The sequence below is a fragment of the Cupriavidus sp. FW216-B1 genome (assembly GCF_058789195.1).
This window is the reverse complement of sequence record NZ_JBYTEL010000001.1, coordinates 886,367-909,796: the sequence shown is the minus strand read 5'-3', so window position 1 is coordinate 909,796 and position 23,430 is coordinate 886,367. Positions and strand designations below refer to the sequence as shown.

Genomic DNA, 23,430 nt, shown 5'->3' with positions numbered 1-23,430 from the left:
GGCGACCAATCGGTCCTGCAGCCCGACATCGGGTAAACACTTAGCTTCGCATTCGAAACCAGGTGCTTATAATTCCAGTCATACGATGACATATCACGAGGCCGGCGGCAGTCTCGATGTGGCCGGCACCGGTTGGAAGGGGGCCTCCACGCGCGCGGCCGGCCTGCCGGAGACCCCATGAATCCCAGCAACACCCTCACCGTGGCCGGCGAGGCCACCCGCCGCAGCAACGTCCGCTACTGGATCCTGCTGATGATCTTCGTGGTGACGACGGTCAACTACGCCGACCGCGCCACGCTCTCCATCACCGGCCCGGCCATGCGCCAGGAGTTCGGCTTCGACGCCGTGCAGATGGGCTTCATCTTCTCCGCCTTCAGCTGGGCCTACGTGATGGCGCAGATCCCGGGCGGCTGGCTGCTCGACCGCTTCGGCGCGCGCCGCATCTATGCGTGCAGCATCTTCCTGTGGTCGCTGTTCACGCTGCTGCAGGGTTTTATCGGCGTGTTCGCCACGGTCGGCGCGGCCGTGACCACGCTGTTCGTGCTGCGCTTCGCCGTCGGGCTGGCGGAGTCGCCGGCGTTCCCGGCCAACGCCAAGGTCGTGGCAAGCTGGTTCCCCACGGCCGAGCGCGGCACCGCCTCGGCCATCTTCAATTCCGCGCAGTACTTCGCCGCGGTGCTGTTCACGCCGCTGATGGCGTGGCTCACGCATGCGCTCGGCTGGCATCACGTCTATATGTGGATGGGCGCGTTCGGCATGGTGCTGGCGGGCCTGTGGCTCAAGGTGGTGCGCAGCCCGGCCACGCATCCGGCGGTGAACCGCGCCGAGCTGGAGCACATCCGGCAGGGCGGCGGCCTGATCGAGATGAGCGGCGACGGCGGCAAGGCCCGCGCCGGCAAGGAGCCCGCCGGCGCGCGCTGGTTCTATGTGAAGCAACTGCTCTCCAACCGCATGCTGCTGGGCGTGTACCTGGGCCAGTACTGCATCAACGTGCTTACGTATTTCTTCCTGACGTGGTTCCCGGTGTACCTCGTGCAGGCGCGCGGCATGTCCATCCTCAAGGCCGGCTTCGTGGCTTCGCTGCCGGCGATCTGCGGTTTTCTCGGCGGCGTGCTGGGCGGCGTGATCTCGGACACACTGCTGCGCCGCGGCCATTCGCTCACGATGGCGCGCAAGGTGCCGATCGTCGCCGGCATGCTGCTGTCGGTCAGCATGGTGGCCTGCAACTACGTGGACAGCGAATGGCTGGTGGTGGGCTTCATGGCGCTGGCCTTCTTCGGCAAGGGCATCGGCGCGCTGGGCTGGGCCGTGGTGGCCGATACCGCGCCGAAGGAAGTGATCGGGCTGGCCGGCAGTATTTTTAATATGTTCGGCAATATTGCCGGCATCGTCACGCCGATCGTGATCGGTTATATCCTTGGCGCCACCGGCTCGTTCAACGGCGCGCTGGTCTTCGTCGGCGCCAACGCGCTGGTGACGGTGATCAGCTATCTGGTGATCGTCAAGGAAATCGGGCGCGTCGAGCTCAGGCATCCCTGAGCGGCGCGCGGCACGCATCTGGGCACGTATCTGGCAAGGAACAAGGAAGGTCATGTCGGTGATCGATATCAAGATTGAACAACCGGGCGGCGCGACGGCGGGCGCGCAGGCGCAGGGCGTCCCGCTGTACATCCGCATCCACGAGCAGGACAACGTGGCCATCGTCGCCAATGACGGCGGGCTGCCCGAAGGCGCGGTGTTCGCGGACGGGCTGACGCTGCGCGAGCGCGTGCCGCAGGGCCACAAGGTGGCGCTGGCCGACCTCAAGGCCGGCGACGCGGTGGTGCGCTACAACGTGGTGATCGGCTACGCGCTCAAGGACCTGCCGCGCGGCAGCTGGGTCAACGAGCGCGTGATCGAGATGCCGGTCGCGCCCGAGCTGCACGACCTGCCGGTCGGCACGCGCGCCGCGGCGCCGCTGCCGCCGCTGGAGGGCTACACCTTCGAGGGCTTCCGCAACCCGGACGGCTCGGTCGGCACGCGCAACATCCTCGCCATCACCACCACCGTGCAGTGCGTGTCGGGCGTGGTGGAGCACGCGGTGCGCCGCATCAAGGCCGAGCTGCTGCCGCAGTATCCCAACGTGGACGACGTGATCGGCCTGGAGCACACCTATGGCTGCGGCGTCGCCATCGACGCGCCGGACGCCATCGTGCCGATCCGCACGCTGCGCAACATCGCGCTCAACCCCAATTTCGGCGGCACCGCGATGATGGTGAGCCTGGGCTGCGAGAAGCTCCAGCCCGAGCGCCTGATGCCGGCCGGCACCATGCCCGCGCAGGCCGGCGCCGGCAGCCTCGACGTCGGCGTGGTGTGCCTGCAGGACGACGCGCACGTCGGCTTCGAGAGCATGATCGATTCCATCATGGCGATGGCGCACACGCACCTGGCCAGGCTGGACCAGCGCCGCCGCGAGACCTGCCCGGCTTCCGAGCTGGTGGTGGGCGTGCAGTGCGGCGGCAGCGATGCTTTCTCGGGCGTGACGGCCAACCCGGCGGTCGGGTTCGCCACCGACCTGCTGGTGCGCGCCGGCGCCACGGTGATGTTCTCCGAAGTCACCGAAGTGCGCGACGGCATCGACCAGCTCACCGCGCGCGCGGCCACGCCCGCGGTGGCGCAGGCCATGATCCGCGAGATGGACTGGTACGACCGCTACCTGGAAAAGGGACGCGTGGACCGCAGCGCCAACACCACGCCCGGCAACAAGAAGGGCGGCCTGTCCAATATCGTGGAAAAGGCGATGGGCTCGATCGTCAAGTCCGGCACCAGCGCCATCACCGGCGTGCTGTCGCCGGGCGAGAAGCTCACGCAGAAGGGCCTGATCTACGCCGCCACCCCGGCCAGCGACTTCATCTGCGGCACGCTGCAGCTTGCCGCCGGCATGAACCTGCACGTGTTCACCACCGGCCGCGGCACGCCCTACGGGCTGGCCGAGGTGCCGGTCATCAAGGTCGCCACGCGCAGCGACCTCGCGCGCCGCTGGCACGACCTGATGGACGTCAACGCCGGGCGCATCGCCACCGGCGAGGCCACCATCGAGGACGTGGGCTGGGAGCTCTTCCTCCTGATGCTGGACGTGGCGAGCGGACGCAGGAAGACCTGGGCCGAGCATCACAAGCTGCACAATGCGCTGGCCCTGTTCAACCCGGCGCCCGTGACCTGAGTCCCGCCGCGCGGCCGGTTTCCGCCGGCGTCCGGGACACGCGTCCCGGACGCCTTTACATTGGCGCGGCGCCAACCTTAAATTGGGGAAGGATCCGTTCCCCACCGCGGCGACAACACACCGCACAAACCAGCCGCACAAGGCAAAGGGCGCCGCCACGGCAGGCGCCCGGCCTGCTGCCACCGCGTTGCTCCGTTCGCTTCGCCATGCCGCTTTTCCCGCCGACATGACGCTTCGGCGGGGGCATGCCGTGCGCGCGTTTGCCGGCCGCGTGGCCAGCTACCGAACCGGGGACTCACGTCGCGAGGTGCATCATGGCTGACCTGTCCGGTGAACTGGTGGAAGAATTGAGGGCAAGGCTGCGCGGCAAGGCGCTGCTGCCCGGCGAAGCGGGCTACGATGAGGCCCGCACGATCTGGAACGCGATGATCGACCGGCGCCCCGCGCTGATCGTCAAGGCCGCCGGCGCGGCCGACGTCATGGCCACGGTGGCGTTCGCGCGCGACCGGAACATGCTGCTGTCGGTGCGCTCGGGCGGCCACAACATCGGCGGCCACGCGGTATGCGACGGCGGTATCACGCTGGATCTGTCCGGCATGAAGTCGGTCCGCATCGACCCGGTGGCGCGGCGCGCCCACGTCGAGCCCGGCGCCACGCTGGCGGAGTTCGACCACGAGGCGCAGGCCTTCGGCCTCGCCACGCCGCTCGGCATCAACTCCACCACCGGCGTGGCCGGGCTCACGCTCGGCGGCGGCTTCGGCTGGATCAGCCGCAAGTTCGGCGCCTCGGTCGACAACCTCACCGGCGCGCACGTGGTCACGGCCGACGGCAAGCTGCTGCGCGCCAGCGCGGGCGAGCACGCCGACCTGTTCTGGGCCATCCGCGGCGGCGGCGGCAATTTCGGCGTGGTGACGATGTTCGAGTTCGCCCTGCATCCGGTCGGCCCCGAGATCTACGGCGGGCTGATCGTCTATCCGCTGGAGCAGGCGGGCACGGTGCTGCAGGGCCTGCGCGACCGCTTTCCCGGCATGCCCGACGAGCTCACCGTGTGGGCGGTGCTGCGGCAGGCGCCGCCGCTGCCGTTCCTGCCGGCCGAGGTGCACGGCAAGCCCGTCGTGGCGCTCGCGGTCTGCTACATCGGCCCGGTGGAAAACGGCCCGCAGCTCGCCGCGCCGCTGCGCAACCTCGGCACGCCCTATGGCGAGCACCTGGGCCCGATGCGCTTCGCCTCGTGGCAGCAGGCATTCGATCCCATGCTGGTGCCGGGCGCGCGCAACTACTGGAAGTCGCACAACTTCGCCGGGCTCGACGACGGCCTGATCGAGGTGCTGACGGCGTGCCTCACCCGGCTGCCGTCGCCGCAGACCGAGATCTTCATCGGCGCGATGGGCGGGCAGACCAACCGCGTGGCGCCGGACGCCACCGCCTACGCCAACCGCGACGCCAACTTCATCATGAACGTGCACGGCCGCTGGGACGACGCGGCCAGCGACGCCGCCTGCGTCGCCTGGGCGCGCGAGGTCTTCACGGCGGCCGCGCCCTATGCGCTGGGCACGGTGTACGTCAATTTCCTCACGCAGGACGAGGGCGACCGCGTGGGCGCGGCCTACGGGCCGAATTACGCGCGGCTGGCGGAACTGAAGCGGCGCTACGACCCGGGCAACCTGTTCCGGCACAACCAGAACATCAAGCCGGCCTGAATCCAGGGGGCGATGAAGCGGCGGCGCGGGCGGGGAGCCGCCGCGAGAAAAAAGGCGCGATCGGCACCCAGGATTGTCCACCGGATACCAGTCATGCCGCCGGCAGGAATGGCACAAGGGGGCACGCCTCCTCCCGCCATGCCCGGCCCGGCTCAGATCAGCCGCGCCCCCGGCCACGCGCCGGACATCACGATATTGCGCACCGACTGCCGCACCGTCTGCATGATGTCCCACAGTTCGGGCACCGGCGGGCGGTTGCGCGCGGTCGCCAGCGCCACCTGGCGCGTGACCACCGGATCCACCAGCCGGGCCGAGTGCAGCCGGCCCTGCGCCACGCGGTCGGCGACCGCGGCGAACGGCAGCAGCGTGGCGCCGCAGCCGTCTTCCACCAGGCGCATCGCCACGGTGTTGGAGGCATCGCATTCCAGCGCAAGCTGCAGCGCGGTGCCGCTGCGCGCGGCCAGCGACTCGGCCAGCACGCGCAGGCCGTGGCCGGTGCTGGGCAGGATCAGCGGCACTTCGGCGAGCCGGCGCACGGCAAAGGTCGGGCCGAGATGGCTCCACGAGGTCGGCGTGACCAGGGTCAGGTCTTCCTCGAGCAGGATGTCCACCTTCAGCGCGCCTTGCTGCTCGGGCAGGTAGAGCAGGGCGACGTCGATCTCGCCGGCCGCGAGCCACGCCAGCACCGGGCTGGCTAGCCCTTCGACGAAGCGTACCTTGGTGGCGGGAAAGCGCTGCTTGAGCGCGGTGCCGATGCTGGCGAACGCGGTGTTGGCGATGGTCGGCTGCGCGGCGATCACCAGTTGCGCCGGCCCTTGCGCCGACGACGCGCGGATGGCCTCGCGCGCCTCCGCCAGCGTGGCGGCGACCTGGCGCGCGTAGACGATCAGCGTCTGGCCGGCCTCGGTCAGCACCACGCCGCGCCCGCTGCGGTGGAACAGGCGCGTGTCCAGCGCCGATTCCAGCCGCGCGATCTGGCGGCTCACGGTGGACTGGTCGGCACCCATCTCGAGCGCGGCGCGCGAGATGCTCTGCGTGTTGGCCACGCAGACGAAGCAGGCCAGGTCTTCCGAGTTCAGCGTGCCTGCCGTCATCGCACCGCCGCCATCAGCCCTTGGCCGCCGGCTTGTCGCCGATGGCGTGGCCGGCCATGTGCTCGAGCGCGCGCACCAGGCCGGAGTGGTCCCAGCGCGCGCCGCCGAGCGCGCCGCACACGTTGAACAGCTGCTGGCACGAGGCGGTGTTGGGCAGGCTCACGCCGAGCTTGTGCGCGGTGGACAGTGCCAGGTTCAGGTCCTTCTGGTGCAGCTCGATGCGAAAGCCCGGGTCGAAGGTGCGCTTGATCATGCGCTCGCCGTGCACTTCCAGGATGCGCGAGCTGGCAAAGCCGCCCATCAGTGCCTCGCGCACGCGCGCCGGGTCGGCGCCGGCCTTGGCGGCCAGCACCAGCGCCTCGCCCACGGCCTCGATGGTCAGCGCGACGATGACCTGGTTGGCCACCTTGGCCACCTGGCCGTCGCCCACGCCGCCCACCAGCGTGATGTTCTTGCCCATCAGCTTGAGCAGCGGCAGCACGCGGTCGAACGCCTCCTGCCTGCCGCCGGCCATGATCGACAGCGTGGCGGCCTTGGCGCCGACCTCGCCGCCGGACACCGGGCCGTCCACGTAGTCGCAGCCGAGCGCCTCGATCCTGCCGGCGAACACGCGCGTCTCGATCGGCGAGATCGAGCTCATGTCGACCACGGTCTTGCCCTTGGAAAGCCCCTGCGCCACGCCGTTGTCGCCGAACAGCACCTTTTCCACGTCCGGCGTGTCGGGCAGCATCAGGAAAACGACCTCGCTCTGGCGCGCCACCTCGGCGGCGTCGGCGCACGCCTGCGCGCCGGCGTCGAGCAGGGCCTGGGGCGCGCCGCTGCGCGAGTGCACGTAGAGCGCGTGGCCGCCGGCCGCGAGGTGCTGCGCCATCGGCGTGCCCATCACGCCCAGGCCGATGAATCCGATCTTGCTCATGTCTGTCCTCTCTTCATGTGCGCTGCCTGGCGCCACGCCATGCAGCCTCAGGTCGTCAGGATGCTTCAGCCGGCGAAGCGGTCGCGCAGCGCCTGCGTCGCGTTGCGGAAGATGCCCTGGTCCACGCCCACCGCGACGAAGGCCGCGCCCATGTCGAGGTAGCGGCGCGCGTCGGCCTCCACCGGCGTGAGCGTGCCCACGGCCTTGCCGGCGCGATTGGCGGCCGCGAAGATGCGCGCCACCTGCGCCTGTACGTCCGGGTGGTTGGGGTTGCCGATGTGCCCGCACGCGGCGGCCAGGTCGGACGGGCCGATGAAGATGCCGTCCACGCCGTCCACCGCGCAGATCTCGTCCACGGCATCCACGCCTTTCTGGCTTTCGATCTGCACCAGCACGCAGATATTGTCGTTGATCTCGCTGAAGTAGTCGGGCACCGTGCCGTAGCGGTTGCTGCGCTGGGACATCGACACGCCGCGCACGCCGGCCGGCGGGTAGCGCGTGGCGCTGACCGCGCGGCCGGCCTGCTCGGCGCTTTCCACGAACGGGATCAGGAAATTGTAGAAGCCGATGTCGAGCAGGCGCTTCATCAGCACCGGGTCGTTGACCGGCGGGCGCACCACCGGCGCGCTCACGCTGCCTTGCAGCGCCTGCAGCTGCGGGATGAAGGTCAGCACGTCGTTGGGCGAATGCTCGCCGTCGAGCAGCAGCCAGTCGAAGCCGGCCAGGCCGAGGATCTCGGTGGTGGTGGCGTTGCCCAGCGAGCACCAGCAGCCGATCAGGCGGCGGCGCGCGAGGATGTCGGCGCGGAAGCGGTTGGGCAGCGGCGAGGGCAGCAGCGAGTTCGGCAACGGGGTCGGCAACGAAGGCATGAGGCGGTGTGTCCTGGCGCAGTTTGTCGGGTACGGGCGGAGTCGGAGGGAGTCGGGCGCAAACGGGCGCAAGCGGGCGTCAGCCCGTGATGCCGATCTGCCACGGCGCGAATTCATGGTCGCCCAGGCCCAGCAGCTCGCTCTTGCTGCGCTGGCCCGAGGCGGTGGCCAGGATCTGCGCGAAAATGCGCTCGCCCATTTCCTGGATGGTGGCGGTGCCGTCGAGGATCTCGCCGCAGTTGATGTCCATGTCTTCCTCCAGCCGCCGGTACATCGGCGAATTGGTGGCGAGCTTGAGCGACGGCACCGGCTTGGCGCCGAACATGGAGCCGCGCCCTGTGGTGAAGCAGATCAGGTTGGCGCCGCTGGCGATCTGGCCGGTGGCGGAGACCGGGTCGAAGCCCGGCGAATCCATGAAGACGAAGCCCTTGCGCGTGATCGGCTCGGCATAGCGGTACACGTCCATCAGCGGGCCGGTGCCGCCCTTCATCGACGAGCCCAGCGACTTCTCGAAGATATTGGCCAGCCCGCCGGCCTGGTTGCCGGGGCTGACGCGGCCGTTGATCTGCACGTCGCGCCCGGCGGCGTAGACGTCCTTCCACCAGCGAATGCGCTCGACCAGCTTCTCGCCCACCTCGCGGCTGGCCGCGCGGCGCGTCAGCGTGTGCTCCACGCCGTAGATCTCGGGCGTCTCCGACAGGATGGCGGTGCCGCCGTGGCGCACCAGGATGTCCATCGCGGCGCCGAGCGCCGGGTTGGCGGTGATCGAGGAAAAGCCGTCCGAGCCGCCGCATTGCAGGCCGATGCTCAGGTGGCTGGCCGAAACCGGCCGGCGCGCGGCGCGGTTGGCGTCCGGCAGCAGCGCCTGCACCGCGGCCACGCCGGCTTCGATGGTCCGGCGCGTGCCGCCGGTGTCCTGCATGGTGAACGCGTGCAGGCGCGGGCCGGTCTCCAGCCCTTCGGCCTTGAGCAGGGCATTGACCTGGTTGCGCTCGCAGCCCAGCCCGATCACCAGCACCGCGGCCAGGTTGGGGTGGCGCATGTAGCCGGCCAGCGTGCGCTGCAGCATCGCCATCGGCTCGCCGCTCATCTCCATGCCGCAACCGGTGCTGTGGGCGAAGGCCACCACGCCGTCCACGTTGGGGAAGTCCGCCAGCCGCTCGGGCGTGAACCACTCGGCGATCTTGTGCACCACGGTGGCCGAGCAGTTGACGGTGGCCACCACGCCGATGAAGTTGCGCGTGGCCACGCGGCCGTCGTCGCGCACGATGCCGTCGAAGCTGGCCTGCTCGGCCTCGGGCAGCAGCGCCACCGGCACGAAGTCGCGCGCATGGGCGTAGTCGCGGTCGAACTCGCGGAACTCGATGTTGTGGCCGGACACCAGCGCGCCCGGCGCGATGTCGGCGCCGGCGAAGCCGATGGTGGTGTTGTACTTCAGGATCGGCTCGCCCTTGTGGATCGGGCGCGCGGCGATCTTGTAGCCGGCCGGCACCTGGCTGCGGATGGTGAAGGTCTCGCCGGGCACCGGCGTGCCGATGCTGAGTTCGGTGCGGGCGATCAGCACGTTGTCCTGCGCGTGCAGGCGGATGACCGGCGCGGCGGGCGCGGTGGCGGGGCTGGTGGTGGTCACGCTGTCTCCTGTGGGCATCTTCACTGATTGTCTTTCTGCGTGGCCTCTCGTGGCGGCCGCGCCGCGCGTGCCCGGAAGGCACGGCGGCGGCGCGGCGCGGAGGCCATCGGTGCTGCGTTCCTGCCGGGCGCGGCTATGCGCCGACGACCTGCTTGGCGAAGCTGGCGCGCTCCATCTCCACCACATCCACGCTGACCTGCACGCTTTCGCCGGCCTGGCCGGGGCGCACCTGCTCGGCGATCGCCTCGCACACGGCCTTGCCGAGCGCCTGCCGCACGGCCAGCTCGCGCCCGTCGAGGATGCGCAGCGTGGCATGCACGAAGGCGCGCTCGCGCGCCTCGGTGCCCTGGCGGTAGGCGGTCAGCGTCACGCAGCGCGACTTGATGTCCGGCTCGTTGAACTGGCCGGAGGCCAGCAGCGCGGCGTTGGCCTGGTCCATCAGCTCTTCCTGCGAGCAGGCCAGCCGGGTGTTTTCGGTGAGTTCGATGATGAGATGGGGCATGGTGGTTCCGATGACGGGTTGCCGAAGGGGGCGGTTCAGTCCACCGCCAGCGGCGACAGCGGGCCGGGCGACTTGCCGCGCGCGGCCTGCACGCGCGCCGCGGCGTCGTCGAGCTGGGCCAGCGTGCCGCTGTCCACCGGAATGTGCTCGGCGCGCGCGCGGCGCCAGGCGCGCTCGGGCTCGCCGGGCAGCAGGATGGCCTCGGTGCCGGGCTGCAGCTTCGACGAGCGCACCCAGTCGACGAAGGACTGCACCTCGTGGCCGAAGGTGGTGCTGCTGCCCAGGCGCGCCGGGTCGAACACGATGGCCAGCATGTTGTTCCAGACCGCGTGCTCGTGGGTCAGCGTCTCCGGGCGGATGGTGTGGCCGCCGGTCACGGCCGCGCCCAGCAGCTCGCACATCATCGCCAGCACGTAGCCCTTGTGCTCGCCGAACGAGCGCAGCGCGCCATGCGGCTGGCCCGCGGGCGGGAACATCACGGCGGGGTCGTCGGTGGGATGGCCGTCGGCGTCCAGCAGGCAGCCCGGCGGCACCGGCACGCCCTTGTTGTTGGCCACGCGCACCTTGCCCAGCGCGATCGCGCTGGTGGCGAAGTCCATCACCAGCGGCGCGGCGCCGGCCACCGGCACGCCGATGGTGAACGGGTTGGTGCCGTAGCGCGCCTCGTAGCCGCCGTGCGGCGCCACGATCTGCCGGGACAGCACGTTGACGAAGTGGATCGAGATCATGCCGGCGGCGGCGGCCTGCTCGGCCCAGTGGCCCACGCGGCCGAGGTGGTGCGAGCGGCGCAGCCCCAGCACGCACACGCCATGCTCGCGCGCGCGGCCGATGGCCAGGTTCATGGCCTCCTCGGTGACCGCCTGGCCCATGCCGCGGTTGCCGTCCAGGCTCAGGATGCCGCCGGACTCGTGCACCACGCTCACGTGCTGGTTGAGCTGGAGCTGCTCGCCCAGCCAGGACAGCACGTACTTCGGGATCATGCCCACGCCGTGCGAATCGTGCCCGGACAGGTTGGCGCCGACCAGGTGGTCGGCGGTCAGGCGGGCTTCGCGCGCGTCGGAGCCGGCGGCGAGCCAGAGGTCGGATACCCACTGATGCAGGGCGGCGGTCGGGATGCGGTGTTCACTCATGGGATCGGGTAGCGGGATAGCGGAAGGAGGGGGCGGACGAGACAGGCGGCAGAAAATGGCGGCAGAAGATGGCGAAAGAACCGGCGCAAGAAAACGGCAGCAGGGCCGGCGGCGGCCACCATCATAAGCCGCCGGGCCCCGCTTGGGTACCCGGCAATGGGCGCCGGCCATGCATCCGCGTCATTCCGGCCGGATATTGGCGCTCTTGATCAGCTGCGCCCACTTGGCCACCTCGCGCTTCTGGAACGCGCCCAGCTCGGCCGGGCCCGCGCCGGACGGCTCGATGCCGAGCGTGGCGAAGCGCGCGCGCATGTCCGGCTCCTGCACGATCTTGCCGATGTCGGCGCCGAGCCGGTTGACGATGGGCTGCGGCGTGCCGGCCGGGGCGAACACCGCCTGCCACGAGACGATCTCGTAGCCGGCCAGCTTCGGCCCGCCGGCCTCGGCCACGGTCGGCACGTCCGGCAGCTCGCGCGCGCGCGTGGCCGCCGTGGTGGCCAGCGCGCGCAGCTTGCCGGCCTGGATCATTGGCATGGCCGCCACGCTGTTCTCGAACAGCACGTCGACCTGGCTGCCCAGCAGCGCCTGCACCGCCGGGTTGCTGCCCTTGTACGGCACGTGCAGCAGCTTGACGCCGGCCATGCTGGCGAACAGCTCGCCGGCCAGGTGCTGCGAGGTGCCGTTGCCGGCCGAGCCGAACGACACCGTGCCCGGCTTGGCGCGGGCGGCAGCGATCACGTCCTGCACGCTCTTCCACGGGCTGCCGGCGTTGACCACCAGCAGGTTGGGCAGGGTGCCGATCAGCGCCACCGGCTTGAAGTCCCTGACCGGGTCGTAGGGCATCTTCGGGTACAGGCTGACGTTGATGGAATGCGAGCTGATGGTGCCGCCGACCAGCGTATAGCCGTCCGGCGCCGCCTTGGCCACGTAGTCCGAGCCGATGTTGCCGCCCGCGCCGGCGCGGTTTTCCACCACCACCGGCTGGCCGATCATCTGCGACAGGCGCAGGCCGATCAGGCGGCCCAGCACGTCGGTGGTGCCGCCCGCGGCGAACGGCACCACGTAGTTGACGGGCTTGGTCGGCCAGGCGTCCTGCGCATGGGCGGCCGGCCCGCTGGCCAGCAGGGCCAGCGCGCCGGCGGCGGCCAGGGTGCGCAGGGCGCGGCGTGGCGCCGACAGCGGTGCCGCACGGAAATGTTGGGGAAACTGGACGCGGGCGGGCCGCTGCGGCCGGCGGTGGGTAGGCATATGCTGGTCTCCTGGCTTGTTGTGCGGCCATCCTTCTTTCCGCCGCCCCGCGCGGGCCGCTATCATCTGGCAAGCGGCAAGGTGGGGCAGGGCGGGATCGCCTTGGTCACAATCTACACGCGACCGGCACGGCACAGCCTTGCGTTTTACGCATAGCAGAAATGCACCATATGCCGGGCGCGCAAGGGGGGCGGCCATAACAATCACCACATTGCCCGGCCTTGCCGCCGATCCGCCGCCGCCGCTCGCGTCCCGCGCCGCAACAATCGCGCCGTGATCGTGCTGTGAATCGCGCTGTGACTCGCCATACGAATCGCGCCACCAGCCGCCGGCGCAGACCTGACCGCAGTGCATCATCCGAAGACCGACATGACCCAGACTCCTGCCGCCACCGCGTCCACCCATTCCGTTTCCGCCGCGCCGGCCGCCCGCACGGGCGGCCGCGTGCTGGTCGACGCGCTGCGCATCCACGGCGCCGAGCGCATCTTCTGCGTGCCCGGCGAAAGCTTCCTCGACGTGCTCGACGCCCTGCACGACCAGCCCGCCATCGACCTGATCGTGTGCAAGCACGAAGGCGCCGCGGCCAACATGGCCGAGGCCGACGGCAAGCTCACCGGCCGCCCGGGCATCTGCTTCGTCACGCGCGGGCCGGGCGCCACCCACGCCAGCATCGGCGTGCACATCGCCGCGCAGGACTCCACCCCGATGCTGCTGTTCGTCGGCCAGATCGCGCGCGGCCACAAGGGCCGCGAGGCGTTCCAGGAAGTGGACTACGGCGCCATGTTCGGCTCCATCGCCAAGTGGGTGGTGGAGATCGACGACCCCGCGCGCATCCCGGAACTGGTGGCGCGCGCGTTCCGCTGCGCCACCTCGGGCCGGCCCGGCCCGGTGGTGATCGCGCTGCCGGAGGACGTGCTCGACGGCCTGTGCGAGGTTGCCGACAGCCCCCGCTACCAGCCCGTGGCGGCGGCCCCGCGCGCGGCCGACGCCGAGGCGCTGGCCGCGCTGCTGGCCGGCGCGCAGCGGCCGCTGGTGATCGCCGGCGGCGCGAACTGGAGCCCGCGCGCGGCGGCGGACTTCGCCACCTTCGTGCGGCGCTGGGACCTGCCGGTGGCATGCGCGTTCCGCCGCCAGGACGTGCTCGACAACCGCGACCCGCACTACGTGGGCCACCTGAGCCTGGGCGTGAGCCCGGCGCTGGCCGAGCGCGTGCGCACCGCCGACGTGATCCTCGCCTTCGGCACGCGCCTGGGCGACATCGCCACCGACGGCTACACGCTGCTGGAGGCGCCCACGCCGCGCCAGCGCCTGATCCACGTGCACGCCGACAGCGCCGAGCTGGGCCGCGTCTACCAGCCCGAACTCGCCATCGAGGCCGGCACCGAGACTGGTGCGGCCATGCTGGCCGCGCTGCCGGCCCCGGCCAGCGTGGCCTGGGGCGACTGGACCGGCGCCGCGCGCGCCGCGCACATCGCCTTCGTCACGCCGGGCAAGCCGCACGCCGAACTCAGCGGCGTGGACATGACCGCGGTGGTCGATCACCTCAACCAGACCCTGCCGGCCGACGCCGTGCTGAGCAACGGCGCCGGCAACTACACGGTCTGGTTGCACCGCTACTACGCCTACCGCCAGCCGCGCACCGAACTGGCGCCCACCTGCGGCGCGATGGGCTACGGCCTGCCGGCGGCCATCGCCGCCAAGCTGCGCGACCCGCAGCGCACGGTGGTGTGCTTCGCCGGCGACGGCTGCTTCCTGATGTACCCGCAGGAGATCGCCACCGCCGCCGCCTACGGCGCCAACCTCGTGGTGGTGGTGGTCAACAACGGCATGTACGGCACCATCCGCATGCACCAGGAAAAGCGCTACCCGGGCCGCGTCAGCGGCACCGACATCCCCAGCCCGGACTTCGTGGCGATGGCGCAGTCGTGCGGCGCCTGGGCCGAGCGCGTGACGCGCACCGAGGACTTCGCCGGCGCCTTCGAGCGCGCGCTGGCGGCGGGCAAGCCCGCCGTGCTGGAGCTGACCACCGATCCGCGCCAGATCACCCCGGCCATGCGCATCGCCGGCTGACGGCGGCGCGTGTCCGGCGGGCATGGGAAGACAGGGAAGACAAGGAACACAAGACCGGCCCGACCCATGACGCCGGACAGCCGCCGGCACCTGATATACGGCGTGCCGCATACGGCACGCCTCGCACCAGATCCATAACAAGAACGCAGAACAGGAGACCCTTCGCATGACCACTGGCACGCTGGATGGCCTGCGCGGCCATTTCTCCGGGCGGCTGCTGACCGCGCCCGACGACACCGCGCCGTTCCTGACCGACTGGCGCCGCAACTTCACCGGCCGCACGCTGGCCGTGGCGCAGCCGGACACCACGGCGGACGTGGCCGCGGTGGTGCGCTGGTGCGCGGCGCACCGCGTGCCGCTGGTGCCGCAGGGCGGCAATACCGGCATGGTGGGCGGCGCCGTGCCCGACGGCGGCGGCCACGCGCTGGTGCTGTCCACCGCGCGCCTGAACCGCATCCGCGAGATCGACCCGCTCAACAACACGCTGACCGCCGAGGCCGGCTGCATCCTGGCCAACGTCCAGCAGGCCGCGCAGGAGGCGGACCGCCTCTATCCGCTCTCGCTCGGCGCGGAAGGCAGCTGCACCATCGGCGGCAACCTCGCCAGCAATGCCGGCGGCGTGCAGGTGCTGCGCTACGGCAACACGCGCGAGCTGTGCCTGGGGCTGGAAGTGGTCACGCCCGACGGCGAGATCTGGGACGGCCTGCGCGCGCTGCGCAAGGACAATACCGGCTACGACCTCAAGCAGCTGTTCATCGGCGCCGAGGGCACGCTGGGCGTGATCACCGCCGCCACGCTCAAGCTCTATCCGCGCCCGGCCGCGCGCATGACCGCGCTGGCCGCCGTGGCCGACCCGCATGCCGCGCTGCGCCTGCTGGAGCTGGCCCAGCGCCGGCTGGCCGCCACGCTGACCGCGTTCGAGCTGATGAGCGGGGCCTGCATGGCGCTGGTGGCGCGCCATTTCCCCGATTGCCGCGCGCCGTTCGAGCAGGACCATCCCTGGTACGTGCTGCTGGAAAGCAGCGACCCGCACAGCGAGGCGCACGCCACGCAGGCGTTCGGCGAGCTGATGGAGGAAGCCTTCGAGGCCGGCATCGTGGCCGACGCGGCCATCGCCGCCTCGCTGGCGCAGTCCGACGCGCTCTGGCGCATCCGCCACCACCTGCCCGAGGCGCAGTCGCTCGACGGCGGCGACAACGTCAAGCACGACATCTCGGTGCCGATCTCGGCCATCGCCACCTTCATCGAGCGCACCAGCGCCGACATCGTGGCGGCCCACCCAGGCGCGCGCGTGCTGGCCTTCGGCCATCTCGGCGACGGCAACCTGCACTACAACGTCAGTGCCCCGGCCGGCCAGCCGCAGGCACCGTTCGTGCAGGCCAGCGGCGCGGCGGTCAGCGCGCTGGTGTACGAGGCGGTGGCGCGCGTGCGCGGCTCGATCTCCGCCGAGCACGGCATCGGCCAGCTCAAGGTCGGGAAGAACGCGCACTACAAGTCCGCCGTGGAAATGGCGCTGATGCAGAGGATCAAGCAGGCGCTGGACCCGCACGGCCTGATGAACCCGGGCCGGCTGCTGCCGCCGCGCTGACAGGCGAACCGGGAAAGCCCCGCAGAGGGCAGGAAGAAAGCCCGAGGAAGGTAGGAAGAAAGCCCGAGGAAGGCCAGGGAAGGCTCGAAGAAGCCCCGAAGAAAGCCGAACCACAAAGCTCGCAAAGAGCAGGAGACACCGATGCAAGATGCAACGCACAAGCGCGGCCGCCGCGCCTCGCTGCTGGCCCTGGCCGTGCTGGCCGCCACCACCGTCTGCGGCGCGCTGCCGGCGCGGGCCGAGACCTGGCCGGCCAAGCCGATCCGCCTGATCGTGCCGTTCACCGCGGGCGGCAACACCGACATCGTGGCGCGCCTGGTCGCGCGCGAGCTGCAGAAGTCGCTGGGGCAGGCGGTGGTGGTGGACAACCGCCCGGGCGCTTCGGGCAACATCGGCGCCGACACCGTGGCCAAGTCCGCGCCGGACGGCTACACGCTGCTGGTGGGCACGGTCGGCACCAATGCCATCAACGCCAGCTTCTACCGCAAGATGCCCTATGACACCGTCAAGGACTTCGCCGCGGTGGCGATGGTCGCCTCGGTGCCCAACATCCTGGTGGTCAACCCCGGCGTGCCGGCCAACAGCGTCAAGGAGCTGACCCAGTACGTCAAGCGCGCCAACGGCAGCACCACCTTCGCCTCGTCCGGCACCGGCACCTCGATCCATCTCTCGGGCGAGCTGTACAAGGTCATGACCGGCGTGTCGATGGTGCACGTGCCCTACAAGGGCAGCGCGCCCGCCGTGACCGACCTGATGGGCGGGCAGGTGCAACTGATGTTCGACAACGCGCCGACCTCGCTGCCGTTCGTCAAGGCCGGCAAGCTCAAGGCGCTGGCCGTCACCGGCGCGCACCGCATGAGCGCGCTGCCCAATGTGCCGACGATGGAAGAAGCCGGCCTGCCGGGCTTCGTCACCGGCTCGTGGTTCGGCGTGTTCGCGCCGGCGCGCACGCCGCGCGAGATCGTCACGCGCCTGAGCGACATCATCATGGCGGCCTCGGCCCGCCCCGATTTCCGCGAGGCGCTGGTGACCGCCGGCGCCGATCCCGACCCCAAGCCCGCCGCCGAATTCCAGGCCTTCGCGCTGGCGGAGAAGGTGCGCTGGGAGAAGGTCGTCAAGGCGGCCGGCGTCTCGGTCGACGAATAAACCGGCGCCCGGCAGGCCGCGCCGGGCGCGCCCCCATCGAGGAACCATCATCATGAGCAATCCCGCCCCCGCCACTCCGCGTCTTGCCACCCCGCGCCATGACGCCGCCGCGCTGCGCGGCATGGCCCAGGCCATGTTCGTGCGCGCCGGCATGCCGGACGACCGCGCCGCCGACGTGGCCGACATCCTGATCGAGGCCGACCTGATGGGCCACGACACCCACGGCCTGCAACTGCTGCCGACCTACCTGGCCGAGATCGAGAGCGGCAGCATGGCGGTCACGGAAGACTACGACGTCATCTCCGAGCGCGCCGCCGTCGCCACCTGGGACGGCAAGCGCCTGCCCGGCCCGTGGCTGACCCTGCGCGCGATGGAAAGCGCGATGGCGCGCGCGCGCGACTACGGCACCGGCACCGTGACCATCCGCCGCTCGCACCACATCGCCTGCTTGGCGGCCTACCTGGAGCGCGCCACGCGGGCCGGGCTGGTCATGCTGCTGTTCTCGTCGGCGCCGGGCGCAGCCACCGTGGCGCCGTTCGGCGGCACCCGCGCGGTGTTCTCGCCGAGCCCGCTGGCGGTCGGGTTTCCCACGCCCGAGGGCCCGGTGCTGATCGACGTGTCCACCTCCATCACCACCAACGGCCTGACCGGCCGCCTGTACAAGGAAGGCAAGCGCCTGCCGCACCAGTGGCTGATCGACGAGCACGGCAACGCCAGCGACGACCCGGCCGTGCTGTTTCCCCCGCACGCCGGCTCGATCCTGCCGCTGGGCGGGCTCGACGTGGGCCACAAGGGCTTCGCGCTGTCGCTGATGGTGGAGGCGCTGACCGCCGGCCTGACCGGCCACGGCCGCGACGACCCGGGCAAGCGCTGGGGCAACACCGTGTTCCTGCAGATCCTCGACCCGGCCGCGTTCGCCGGCGAGGAAGCCTTCGCCACGCAGATGGGCTGGGTGGCGCGCGCTAGCACCGGCAACCCGCCGCGGCCCGGCGTGGACCGGGTCAGACTGCCGGGGCAGGGCGCGCTCGAGCGCAAGGCGCGGCAACTGCGCGAGGGCGTGGCGCTGAACCCGGCGATCCTGCCGCAGCTCGCGCCGTGGCTGGAAAAGTACGGCATGGCGGCGCCCGCGGCGCTGGCCTGAAGACCGGGGCATTGGCGGGGGCGCTGGCCGGCGGCCGGCGCCGTGCGGTAAGCTCGCGGAATCCGGCATCTGCCTGCCATCGTCCGCCGCCATCCATGCAAGCTTTCAGCCTCGACCTGTTCCTCCGCCTTTTCTCCGGCCTGCTGTGCGGGGTCCTGCTCGGGCTGGACCGCAACCTGCACGGCAAGCCGGCCGGCGTGCGCACGCTGGGGCTGGTGTCGCTGGGCGCCGCCGCCGCGGTGTGCGTGGTGACGGTGTCGGGCCATCCGCCCGATGCCATGTCGCGCGTGCTGCAGGGCCTGCTGACCGGCATCGGCTTTCTCGGCGTGGGCGTGATCTCGCGCCACAGCAACGACGACAAGCCCCAGGGCCTGACCACGGCGGCGGCGATCTGGCTGGCCGCCATCGTCGGTGCGGCGTGCGGGGCGGGGTACTACGCCATCGTGGCGATCGCGCTGGCGCTGGGGCTGCTGCTGCTCCTGATCGGCGGGCGCTTCGAGCGCGGCCTGCGCCGGCGCCTGCGGCAGGAAGAAGCGCTGCTGCGCGAGCACAAGCGCCACCGCGACTTCGGCGGCCACGGCCCGGAAGGCAGGCAGGGCGAGCAGGGCGGCAACCCGCGCGCGATGCCGCCGGGCCTGGACGAAAGCTGAGCCGGCGCGGCGCTTTCCTGCCCGCCTCCTTGCTCGCCTCCTTGCTCGCCTTTTTGCCGGTCTGCCGTCCGTCGGTCTGACTGTCCGTCTGTCCGTCCGTCTTCCTGCCCGCCGCTCAGCGCGCCTGCGCTTGCAGCGCCGCCTCGATGCCGCGCACGCTTTCCACCAGCAGCGGGCGCACCGTTTCCAGCAGCATCGCGGCCGGCACGATGGCGGTGGGGCCGCTGCATGACAGCGTCATCGGCGGCAGCGCGCGGCCCGGGCGGAACGCGGCGGCGATGGAGTTGATGTCGGGCAGCCATTCGCCGAACGACGTGGTGCAGCCCATGCGCCGCACCTCGGCGCCGCCGTGCGCCACGATGGCCTCGGCGCGCGCGGCGTCCAGCCCGTCGTGGCGGCGGAACGCGGCCAGCGCCTGCTTGCGCTCGGCCGGCGGCAGCGCTTCGAGATAGGCGCGCCCGGCGGCCGTGGTCAGCCCCGAGATGCGCGTGCCCGCCGCCACGCGCAGCGTCAGGTAGGACTCCGACTGGCAGTTCTCGTAGATCAGCATCTGCGCGCGGTCGCGCACGATCAGCGAGGTCACGCCTTGCGACAGGTCCGCCAGCGCCCGCATGAAGGGGCGCACCACCTCCAGCACGTCCACGCCCTGCTGCGCCGCCGGCGCCATCGCCAGCGCGGAGCTGCCGAGCTGGTACTTGGCCTGCTCGGGGTCCAGGCGCAGGTAGCCCAGCTCGGTCAGGGTATGGGTCAGGCGCGACACGGTGGACTTGGGCAGGCCGCAGCGCTGCGCCAGCTCGGCATTGCCGAGCCGCGTCTCGTAGCTGCGGAAGCACGCCAGCACGTCGAGCCCGCGCGCCAGCGCGGTGACGAAATGCCGGTCTTCCTTGGGCTGGGCGCCGTCGTCGGGCGGCGGCGGGTCCGGATCGTCGAGGTTGTCCATGCGCGGGCGGTGACTGGCGGGACCGTGGATGCGGATCAGCCGGCGGCGGCCAGCATCTCGCGCAGCTTCGCCTTGAGGATCTTGCCGGACGGCGCGGCCGGCAGGTGCTCGACGACGCGCACCTCGTGCGGGATCTTGTATGGCGACAACTGGTCGCGCAGGAACGCGCGCAGCGCGGCCGGGTCCAGCGCCATGCCGGCGCGCACCTCGACGAAGGCGACGACTTCCTCGTTGCCCTCCACCGCGCGCCCCACCACGGCGGACTGCAGCACGGCCGGGAAGGCGTTGATCGACTGCTCGACTTCCTCCGGGTACACGTTGAAGCCGGAGTGGATGATGATTTCCTTGGAGCGGCCGACGATGAACACCGCGCCGTCGGCGTCGATGCGCGCGAGGTCGCCGGTATGCAGCCAGCCGTCGGCGTCGATCACCTGCGCGGTCAGGTCGGGGCGGCGGTAGTAGCCCTTCATCACGTTGGGGCCGCGCACCAGCAGCTCGCCGCTGCCGTCTGGCAGCGGGTCGCCCAGGCGGATCTCCACCTCGGGCACCACCGGGCCGACCGAGCAGTCCGCGCGCGGCGACTCCACGCGCGTCTGGCACACCGTGGGCGAGGTCTCGGTCATGCCGTAGCCGTTGTTCAGCACGATGCCGAAGCTGCTTTCGAAGGCGGCCTTGAGCGTCTCGGTGAGCGGCGCGCCGCCGGACTGCGCCATGCGCAGCGCGGGCGCGCGCAGCGGCGTGGCCTGCGCGCGGCTCCATTCGATCAGCTTGGCGTACAGCGCCGGCACGCCGTGCAGCACGGTGAGCTGCTGTTCGGCCAGCGCCCGCGCCAGCGTCTCGGGGCGGAAGCGCGCCTCGTAGAACACCGTGGCGCCGTTGGACAGCGGCCCCACCAGCAGCACCGACAGGCCGTACACGTGCGACATCGGCAGCACGCCGTAGACGCGGTCGCCCGGCTGCACGCGGCCCTGCGCGCGGTTGGAGCGGCCGATGAACATCATGTTGGCGTGCGTGAGCATCACGCCCTTGGACGCGCCGGTGGTGCCGGTGGTGTAGATCAGCGCGGCGACCTGGTCGCGCGCCGCCGGCTCGACCGGCTCGGGCACCGCCGCCGCGTTCACCGCGCCCACCAGCAGGCGGCCCACGTGCGGCCACTGCGCCGGCTGCGCGCCGCGCGCCAGGCCGTGCTCGCGCGCTTCCGCATGGGCGCCGTCCAGGTACAGCGCCACGCGGGCGCCGGCATGCTCGACGATGTTGCCGATCTCGCGCTGCGACAGGCGCGCGTTGACCGGCACGGCCCACGCGTCGAGCGCGCTGAGCGCCAGGATCAGCACCGCGCAGCCCACGCAGTTCTCCGTCACCAGCACCACGCGGTCGCCGCCGCGCACGCCCAGCGCCGCCAGCGCGCGGGCGGTGCCGGCAATGGCGCCGTCGAGCTCGCCGTAGCGCAGCGAGCGCTCGGCATCGACCAGGGCCAGGCGCTCCGGATGGCTGCGCACCCAAGGCGCGATGGTCTGGTGCAGGCGGGTGAACGCGGTGGCGGGGGAGGTGGTGGGGGTGGCGGCGATGGAATCGGCGCGCGATTCCGCCGCCGGCGCGGACGCGCCGGGCGTGGTGGTGCTCATCAATGTCTCCGGGCAAGGCTTTCCGGCGTGGCCGCCGGATTTGTTCGATGGCGGCAATAGTCCCATCGATCGCCGTGCCCGTCAACTGCACCGTGGAACCCATGTTCTGCATTGCGGAACATGGGTGGGAGGATGCCAGACGCAGGGAGCCAGAAGCCGGGCGTCAGAAGCGGAAGCGCGCCACCCCGGCCGCCAGCCCGGCGGCCTGTTCGTCCAGGCTCGCCGCCTGCGCCGTCACCGCTTCGACCAGCTCGGCGTTCTGCCGGCTGGTCTGCTCGAGCTGGGCCACCGCTTCGCCGACCGCGCGCACGCCCTGCGCCTGCTCGTCGGCCACGCCGCACAGCCGCTCGGACAGCGCGTGGCTCTGGCCGACCGCCTGCTCGATGCCGCTCATGGCGCTCACCACTTCCTGGCTCAGCTGCGCGCCGCGCGCGATCTCGGCGGTGGCCTGGCCGATGGTGGCGCGGATCTCGCGCGCCGAGGTGGCGCTGCGCTGGGCCAGCCCGCGCACTTCCTCGGCCACCACCGCGAAGCCGCGCCCGGCTTCACCGGCGCGGGCCGCTTCCACGGCCGCGTTGAGCGCCAGGATGTTGGTCTGGAAGGCGATGCTCTCGATCACCCCCACCATCTCCGCCACGCTGCGCGAATGCCCGTGCACGGCGTCCATCGCGCCGCTCATCTGGCTGACCACGCCCATGCCGGCGTCGGTGGCCTGGCGTGCCTGGCGCGCCATCGCGCTCGACTCCGTGGCCTGCTCGCGGGCCTGCCCGACCAGCGTGGCGAGGCGCGCCACGCTGTCGGTGGCGGCGGCCAGCGCGCTGGCCTGCAAGGCGGTGCGGCGCGACAGGTCCTGGTTGCCGCCGGCGATGCCCGCGCTGGTGGCGGCGATCTCGCCCGACGAGCGGCGGATGTCGGCCAGCACGCCGGCGAGCTGGTCGCGCATGCGGGCCAGCATGCACATCAGGCTGCGGGTGTCGCCGCGGCGCAGCGGCACGGCCTGGCGCAGGTCGCCGGAGGCGATGCGGCTGGCCACCTCGGCGGCGTCCGCCGGCTCGCCGCCGAGCTGCGACAGCAACTGGCGCGCGGCAAACCAGGCCAGCGCCGCCGCCGCGGCCAGGCTGGCCAGCAGCATGGCCGCCATCAGGCCCTGCGCGCGCAGCTGGCTGGACGTCACCGCGGCCACGGTGTCGGCGGCCTGGCGCTCCTGGCGGGTGCGTGCGGCCTCCACCACGGTGGCGAGCTTCTGCAACTGCTCGCCGAGGAAATGGCCGTCCACGGAAACCGCGCTGTCGAACTGCAGCGGGTCGAGCGGCTGCTTGCGCAGCAGCGCCACGTAGCCACCCAGCAGCGTGGCGGCGCTGTCGCGTTCCTTGCGCAGCGCTTCGGCCTGCGCCGGCGTGGCCGCGCGCACCACGGTGAGGGCCTGGTCGAGCCGCGCCAGGGCGCTGTCGATGTCGGCGCCGGCCGCGTCGCGCTCGCTGCCGCTGGTGGCCAGCGTGAGCGAAAGCTGGGCGCGCTCCAGCCGGGCCAGCGCCGACTGCGCGCGCTCGGCCGCGATGGCGCCCCGCATGTCGCGCTGGTACAGAGTGTCGGTCATCTGCTTGACCGAGACCAGGCTGACGATGCCCGTCAGCCCGACCGCGGCGCCGAACGCATAGACCAGCGCGAAGGCGATGCACAGGCGCGCGGCCAGCGGCAGCCGGCCCAGCCAGGCGGGCAGGCGCGGGCCCGCGCGGCGGGCGGGGGAGAGTGGAACGGCGGCTTGCAACACGGTGAGGACTCCGATGGGCCTCGCGGCCCGCATACTGACCCTGGTCGCCGCGATCCGGCCCGCCGTGCGCCGGCGGCCGCCGGCGGCGACTTCTCTTATGCCGCGCATGCTGGGATACCTCTGTGACAAAACCGTGACACCCTGACCGGCCATTGGGGTAATACCCATTGTCATCGGCGTGTCATATCGCTGACATGAAATACGTGTG

At 71.5% G+C, this 23,430-nt stretch carries 18 protein-coding genes; 8 read left to right on the top strand and 10 right to left on the bottom strand.

Annotated features, from left to right (window positions below):
• The first annotated feature begins 177 nt into the window (after window positions 1-177).
• The 3 genes from AC3WXD_RS03890 to AC3WXD_RS03880 all read left to right on the top strand — a co-directional run bounded on the left by AC3WXD_RS03890 (window position 178) and on the right by AC3WXD_RS03880 (window position 4,902).
• Window positions 178-1,539: an MFS transporter gene (locus AC3WXD_RS03890; protein ID WP_020205740.1), complete on the top strand. Its 1,362-nt coding sequence runs from the start codon at window positions 178-180 to the stop codon at window positions 1,537-1,539.
• 52 nt (window positions 1,540-1,591) lie between these two features.
• On the top strand, window positions 1,592-3,202 hold the full coding sequence (garD, locus tag AC3WXD_RS03885) for a galactarate dehydratase (protein ID WP_492323082.1): 1,611 nt from the start codon (window positions 1,592-1,594) through the stop codon (window positions 3,200-3,202).
• Between the two features lie 314 nt (window positions 3,203-3,516).
• Window positions 3,517-4,902 (top strand): FAD-binding oxidoreductase, encoded by a 1,386-nt coding sequence (locus tag AC3WXD_RS03880; RefSeq protein ID WP_492323081.1) that lies wholly within the window; start codon window positions 3,517-3,519, stop codon window positions 4,900-4,902.
• A 152-nt stretch (window positions 4,903-5,054) separates the two neighbouring features.
• On the opposite strand, the gene AC3WXD_RS03875 is transcribed toward AC3WXD_RS03880, so the two are convergent.
• The 7 genes from AC3WXD_RS03875 to AC3WXD_RS03845 form a co-directional block, all read right to left on the bottom strand.
• The gene (locus tag AC3WXD_RS03875) at window positions 5,055-5,996 is read right to left on the bottom strand and encodes a LysR family transcriptional regulator (protein ID WP_492323080.1); all 942 of its coding nucleotides are present in this window, start codon (window positions 5,994-5,996) and stop codon (window positions 5,055-5,057) included.
• Between the two features lie 13 nt (window positions 5,997-6,009).
• Window positions 6,010-6,912: a 2-hydroxy-3-oxopropionate reductase gene (locus tag AC3WXD_RS03870; protein ID WP_492323079.1), complete on the bottom strand. Its 903-nt coding sequence runs from the start codon at window positions 6,910-6,912 to the stop codon at window positions 6,010-6,012.
• A 65-nt stretch (window positions 6,913-6,977) separates the two neighbouring features.
• Window positions 6,978-7,781: a 2-dehydro-3-deoxyglucarate aldolase gene (gene garL, locus AC3WXD_RS03865; RefSeq protein ID WP_492323078.1), complete on the bottom strand. Its 804-nt coding sequence runs from the start codon at window positions 7,779-7,781 to the stop codon at window positions 6,978-6,980.
• Window positions 7,782-7,860: 79 nt separating this feature from the next.
• Window positions 7,861-9,411, bottom strand: coding sequence for a UxaA family hydrolase (locus tag AC3WXD_RS03860; RefSeq protein ID WP_492323077.1), 1,551 nt, complete (start codon window positions 9,409-9,411; stop codon window positions 7,861-7,863).
• A gap of 133 nt (window positions 9,412-9,544) precedes the next feature.
• Window positions 9,545-9,913, bottom strand: a complete 369-nt coding sequence (locus AC3WXD_RS03855) for a 5-carboxymethyl-2-hydroxymuconate Delta-isomerase (protein WP_059411614.1) — start codon at window positions 9,911-9,913, stop codon at window positions 9,545-9,547.
• Window positions 9,914-9,948: 35 nt separating this feature from the next.
• Complete coding sequence (locus AC3WXD_RS03850) at window positions 9,949-11,043, bottom strand: malate/lactate/ureidoglycolate dehydrogenase (RefSeq protein ID WP_059411615.1); 1,095 nt, start codon at window positions 11,041-11,043, stop codon at window positions 9,949-9,951.
• Window positions 11,044-11,223: 180 nt separating this feature from the next.
• A complete protein-coding gene (locus tag AC3WXD_RS03845) occupies window positions 11,224-12,291 on the bottom strand; it encodes a Bug family tripartite tricarboxylate transporter substrate binding protein (RefSeq protein WP_492323076.1) in 1,068 nt (355 codons plus the stop codon).
• A 369-nt stretch (window positions 12,292-12,660) separates the two neighbouring features.
• Here AC3WXD_RS03845 and AC3WXD_RS03840 point away from each other — a divergent pair, with 369 nt between their 5' ends.
• From AC3WXD_RS03840 to AC3WXD_RS03820, 5 genes are all read left to right on the top strand, one after another.
• Window positions 12,661-14,361 (top strand): thiamine pyrophosphate-binding protein, encoded by a 1,701-nt coding sequence (locus AC3WXD_RS03840; protein ID WP_492323075.1) that lies wholly within the window; start codon window positions 12,661-12,663, stop codon window positions 14,359-14,361.
• A 166-nt stretch (window positions 14,362-14,527) separates the two neighbouring features.
• Window positions 14,528-15,949, top strand: a complete 1,422-nt coding sequence (locus tag AC3WXD_RS03835) for an FAD-binding oxidoreductase (protein ID WP_059411617.1) — start codon at window positions 14,528-14,530, stop codon at window positions 15,947-15,949.
• Between the two features lie 141 nt (window positions 15,950-16,090).
• Window positions 16,091-17,095 carry a Bug family tripartite tricarboxylate transporter substrate binding protein gene (locus AC3WXD_RS03830; protein ID WP_059411618.1) on the top strand — a complete coding sequence of 335 codons (1,005 nt, stop codon included), beginning with the start codon at window positions 16,091-16,093 and terminating at the stop codon, window positions 17,093-17,095.
• Window positions 17,096-17,147: 52 nt separating this feature from the next.
• Window positions 17,148-18,236, top strand: a complete 1,089-nt coding sequence (locus AC3WXD_RS03825) for an Ldh family oxidoreductase (RefSeq protein WP_492323074.1) — start codon at window positions 17,148-17,150, stop codon at window positions 18,234-18,236.
• Between the two features lie 95 nt (window positions 18,237-18,331).
• Window positions 18,332-18,886 carry an MgtC/SapB family protein gene (locus tag AC3WXD_RS03820; protein ID WP_063922985.1) on the top strand — a complete coding sequence of 185 codons (555 nt, stop codon included), beginning with the start codon at window positions 18,332-18,334 and terminating at the stop codon, window positions 18,884-18,886.
• 115 nt (window positions 18,887-19,001) lie between these two features.
• On the opposite strand, the gene AC3WXD_RS03815 is transcribed toward AC3WXD_RS03820, so the two are convergent.
• The 3 genes from AC3WXD_RS03815 to AC3WXD_RS03805 form a co-directional block, all read right to left on the bottom strand.
• Window positions 19,002-19,826 (bottom strand): IclR family transcriptional regulator, encoded by an 825-nt coding sequence (locus AC3WXD_RS03815; RefSeq protein WP_059411620.1) that lies wholly within the window; start codon window positions 19,824-19,826, stop codon window positions 19,002-19,004.
• A gap of 35 nt (window positions 19,827-19,861) precedes the next feature.
• Window positions 19,862-21,451, bottom strand: coding sequence for a class I adenylate-forming enzyme family protein (locus AC3WXD_RS03810; RefSeq protein ID WP_492323073.1), 1,590 nt, complete (start codon window positions 21,449-21,451; stop codon window positions 19,862-19,864).
• Between the two features lie 163 nt (window positions 21,452-21,614).
• Window positions 21,615-23,222 (bottom strand): methyl-accepting chemotaxis protein, encoded by a 1,608-nt coding sequence (locus AC3WXD_RS03805; RefSeq protein ID WP_492323072.1) that lies wholly within the window; start codon window positions 23,220-23,222, stop codon window positions 21,615-21,617.
• Window positions 23,223-23,430: the final 208 nt, after the last annotated feature.

What these genes read in the sequence shown, in the direction of transcription:
- AC3WXD_RS03890 (WP_020205740.1), top strand. Translation starts at nt 178, where the DNA reads ATGAATCCCAGCAACACCCTCACCGTGGCCGGCGAGGCCACCCGCCGC.
- garD (WP_492323082.1), top strand. Translation starts at nt 1,592, where the DNA reads ATGTCGGTGATCGATATCAAGATTGAACAACCGGGCGGCGCGACGGCG.
- AC3WXD_RS03880 (WP_492323081.1), top strand. Translation starts at nt 3,517, where the DNA reads ATGGCTGACCTGTCCGGTGAACTGGTGGAAGAATTGAGGGCAAGGCTG.
- AC3WXD_RS03875 (WP_492323080.1), bottom strand. Translation starts at nt 5,996, where the DNA reads ATGACGGCAGGCACGCTGAACTCGGAAGACCTGGCCTGCTTCGTCTGC.
- AC3WXD_RS03870 (WP_492323079.1), bottom strand. Translation starts at nt 6,912, where the DNA reads ATGAGCAAGATCGGATTCATCGGCCTGGGCGTGATGGGCACGCCGATG.
- garL (WP_492323078.1), bottom strand. Translation starts at nt 7,781, where the DNA reads ATGCCTTCGTTGCCGACCCCGTTGCCGAACTCGCTGCTGCCCTCGCCG.
- AC3WXD_RS03855 (WP_059411614.1), bottom strand. Translation starts at nt 9,913, where the DNA reads ATGCCCCATCTCATCATCGAACTCACCGAAAACACCCGGCTGGCCTGC.
- AC3WXD_RS03850 (WP_059411615.1), bottom strand. Translation starts at nt 11,043, where the DNA reads ATGAGTGAACACCGCATCCCGACCGCCGCCCTGCATCAGTGGGTATCC.
- AC3WXD_RS03845 (WP_492323076.1), bottom strand. Translation starts at nt 12,291, where the DNA reads ATGCCTACCCACCGCCGGCCGCAGCGGCCCGCCCGCGTCCAGTTTCCC.
- AC3WXD_RS03840 (WP_492323075.1), top strand. Translation starts at nt 12,661, where the DNA reads ATGACCCAGACTCCTGCCGCCACCGCGTCCACCCATTCCGTTTCCGCC.
- AC3WXD_RS03835 (WP_059411617.1), top strand. Translation starts at nt 14,528, where the DNA reads ATGACCACTGGCACGCTGGATGGCCTGCGCGGCCATTTCTCCGGGCGG.
- AC3WXD_RS03830 (WP_059411618.1), top strand. Translation starts at nt 16,091, where the DNA reads ATGCAAGATGCAACGCACAAGCGCGGCCGCCGCGCCTCGCTGCTGGCC.
- AC3WXD_RS03825 (WP_492323074.1), top strand. Translation starts at nt 17,148, where the DNA reads ATGAGCAATCCCGCCCCCGCCACTCCGCGTCTTGCCACCCCGCGCCAT.
- AC3WXD_RS03820 (WP_063922985.1), top strand. Translation starts at nt 18,332, where the DNA reads ATGCAAGCTTTCAGCCTCGACCTGTTCCTCCGCCTTTTCTCCGGCCTG.
- AC3WXD_RS03815 (WP_059411620.1), bottom strand. Translation starts at nt 19,826, where the DNA reads ATGGACAACCTCGACGATCCGGACCCGCCGCCGCCCGACGACGGCGCC.
- AC3WXD_RS03810 (WP_492323073.1), bottom strand. Translation starts at nt 21,451, where the DNA reads ATGAGCACCACCACGCCCGGCGCGTCCGCGCCGGCGGCGGAATCGCGC.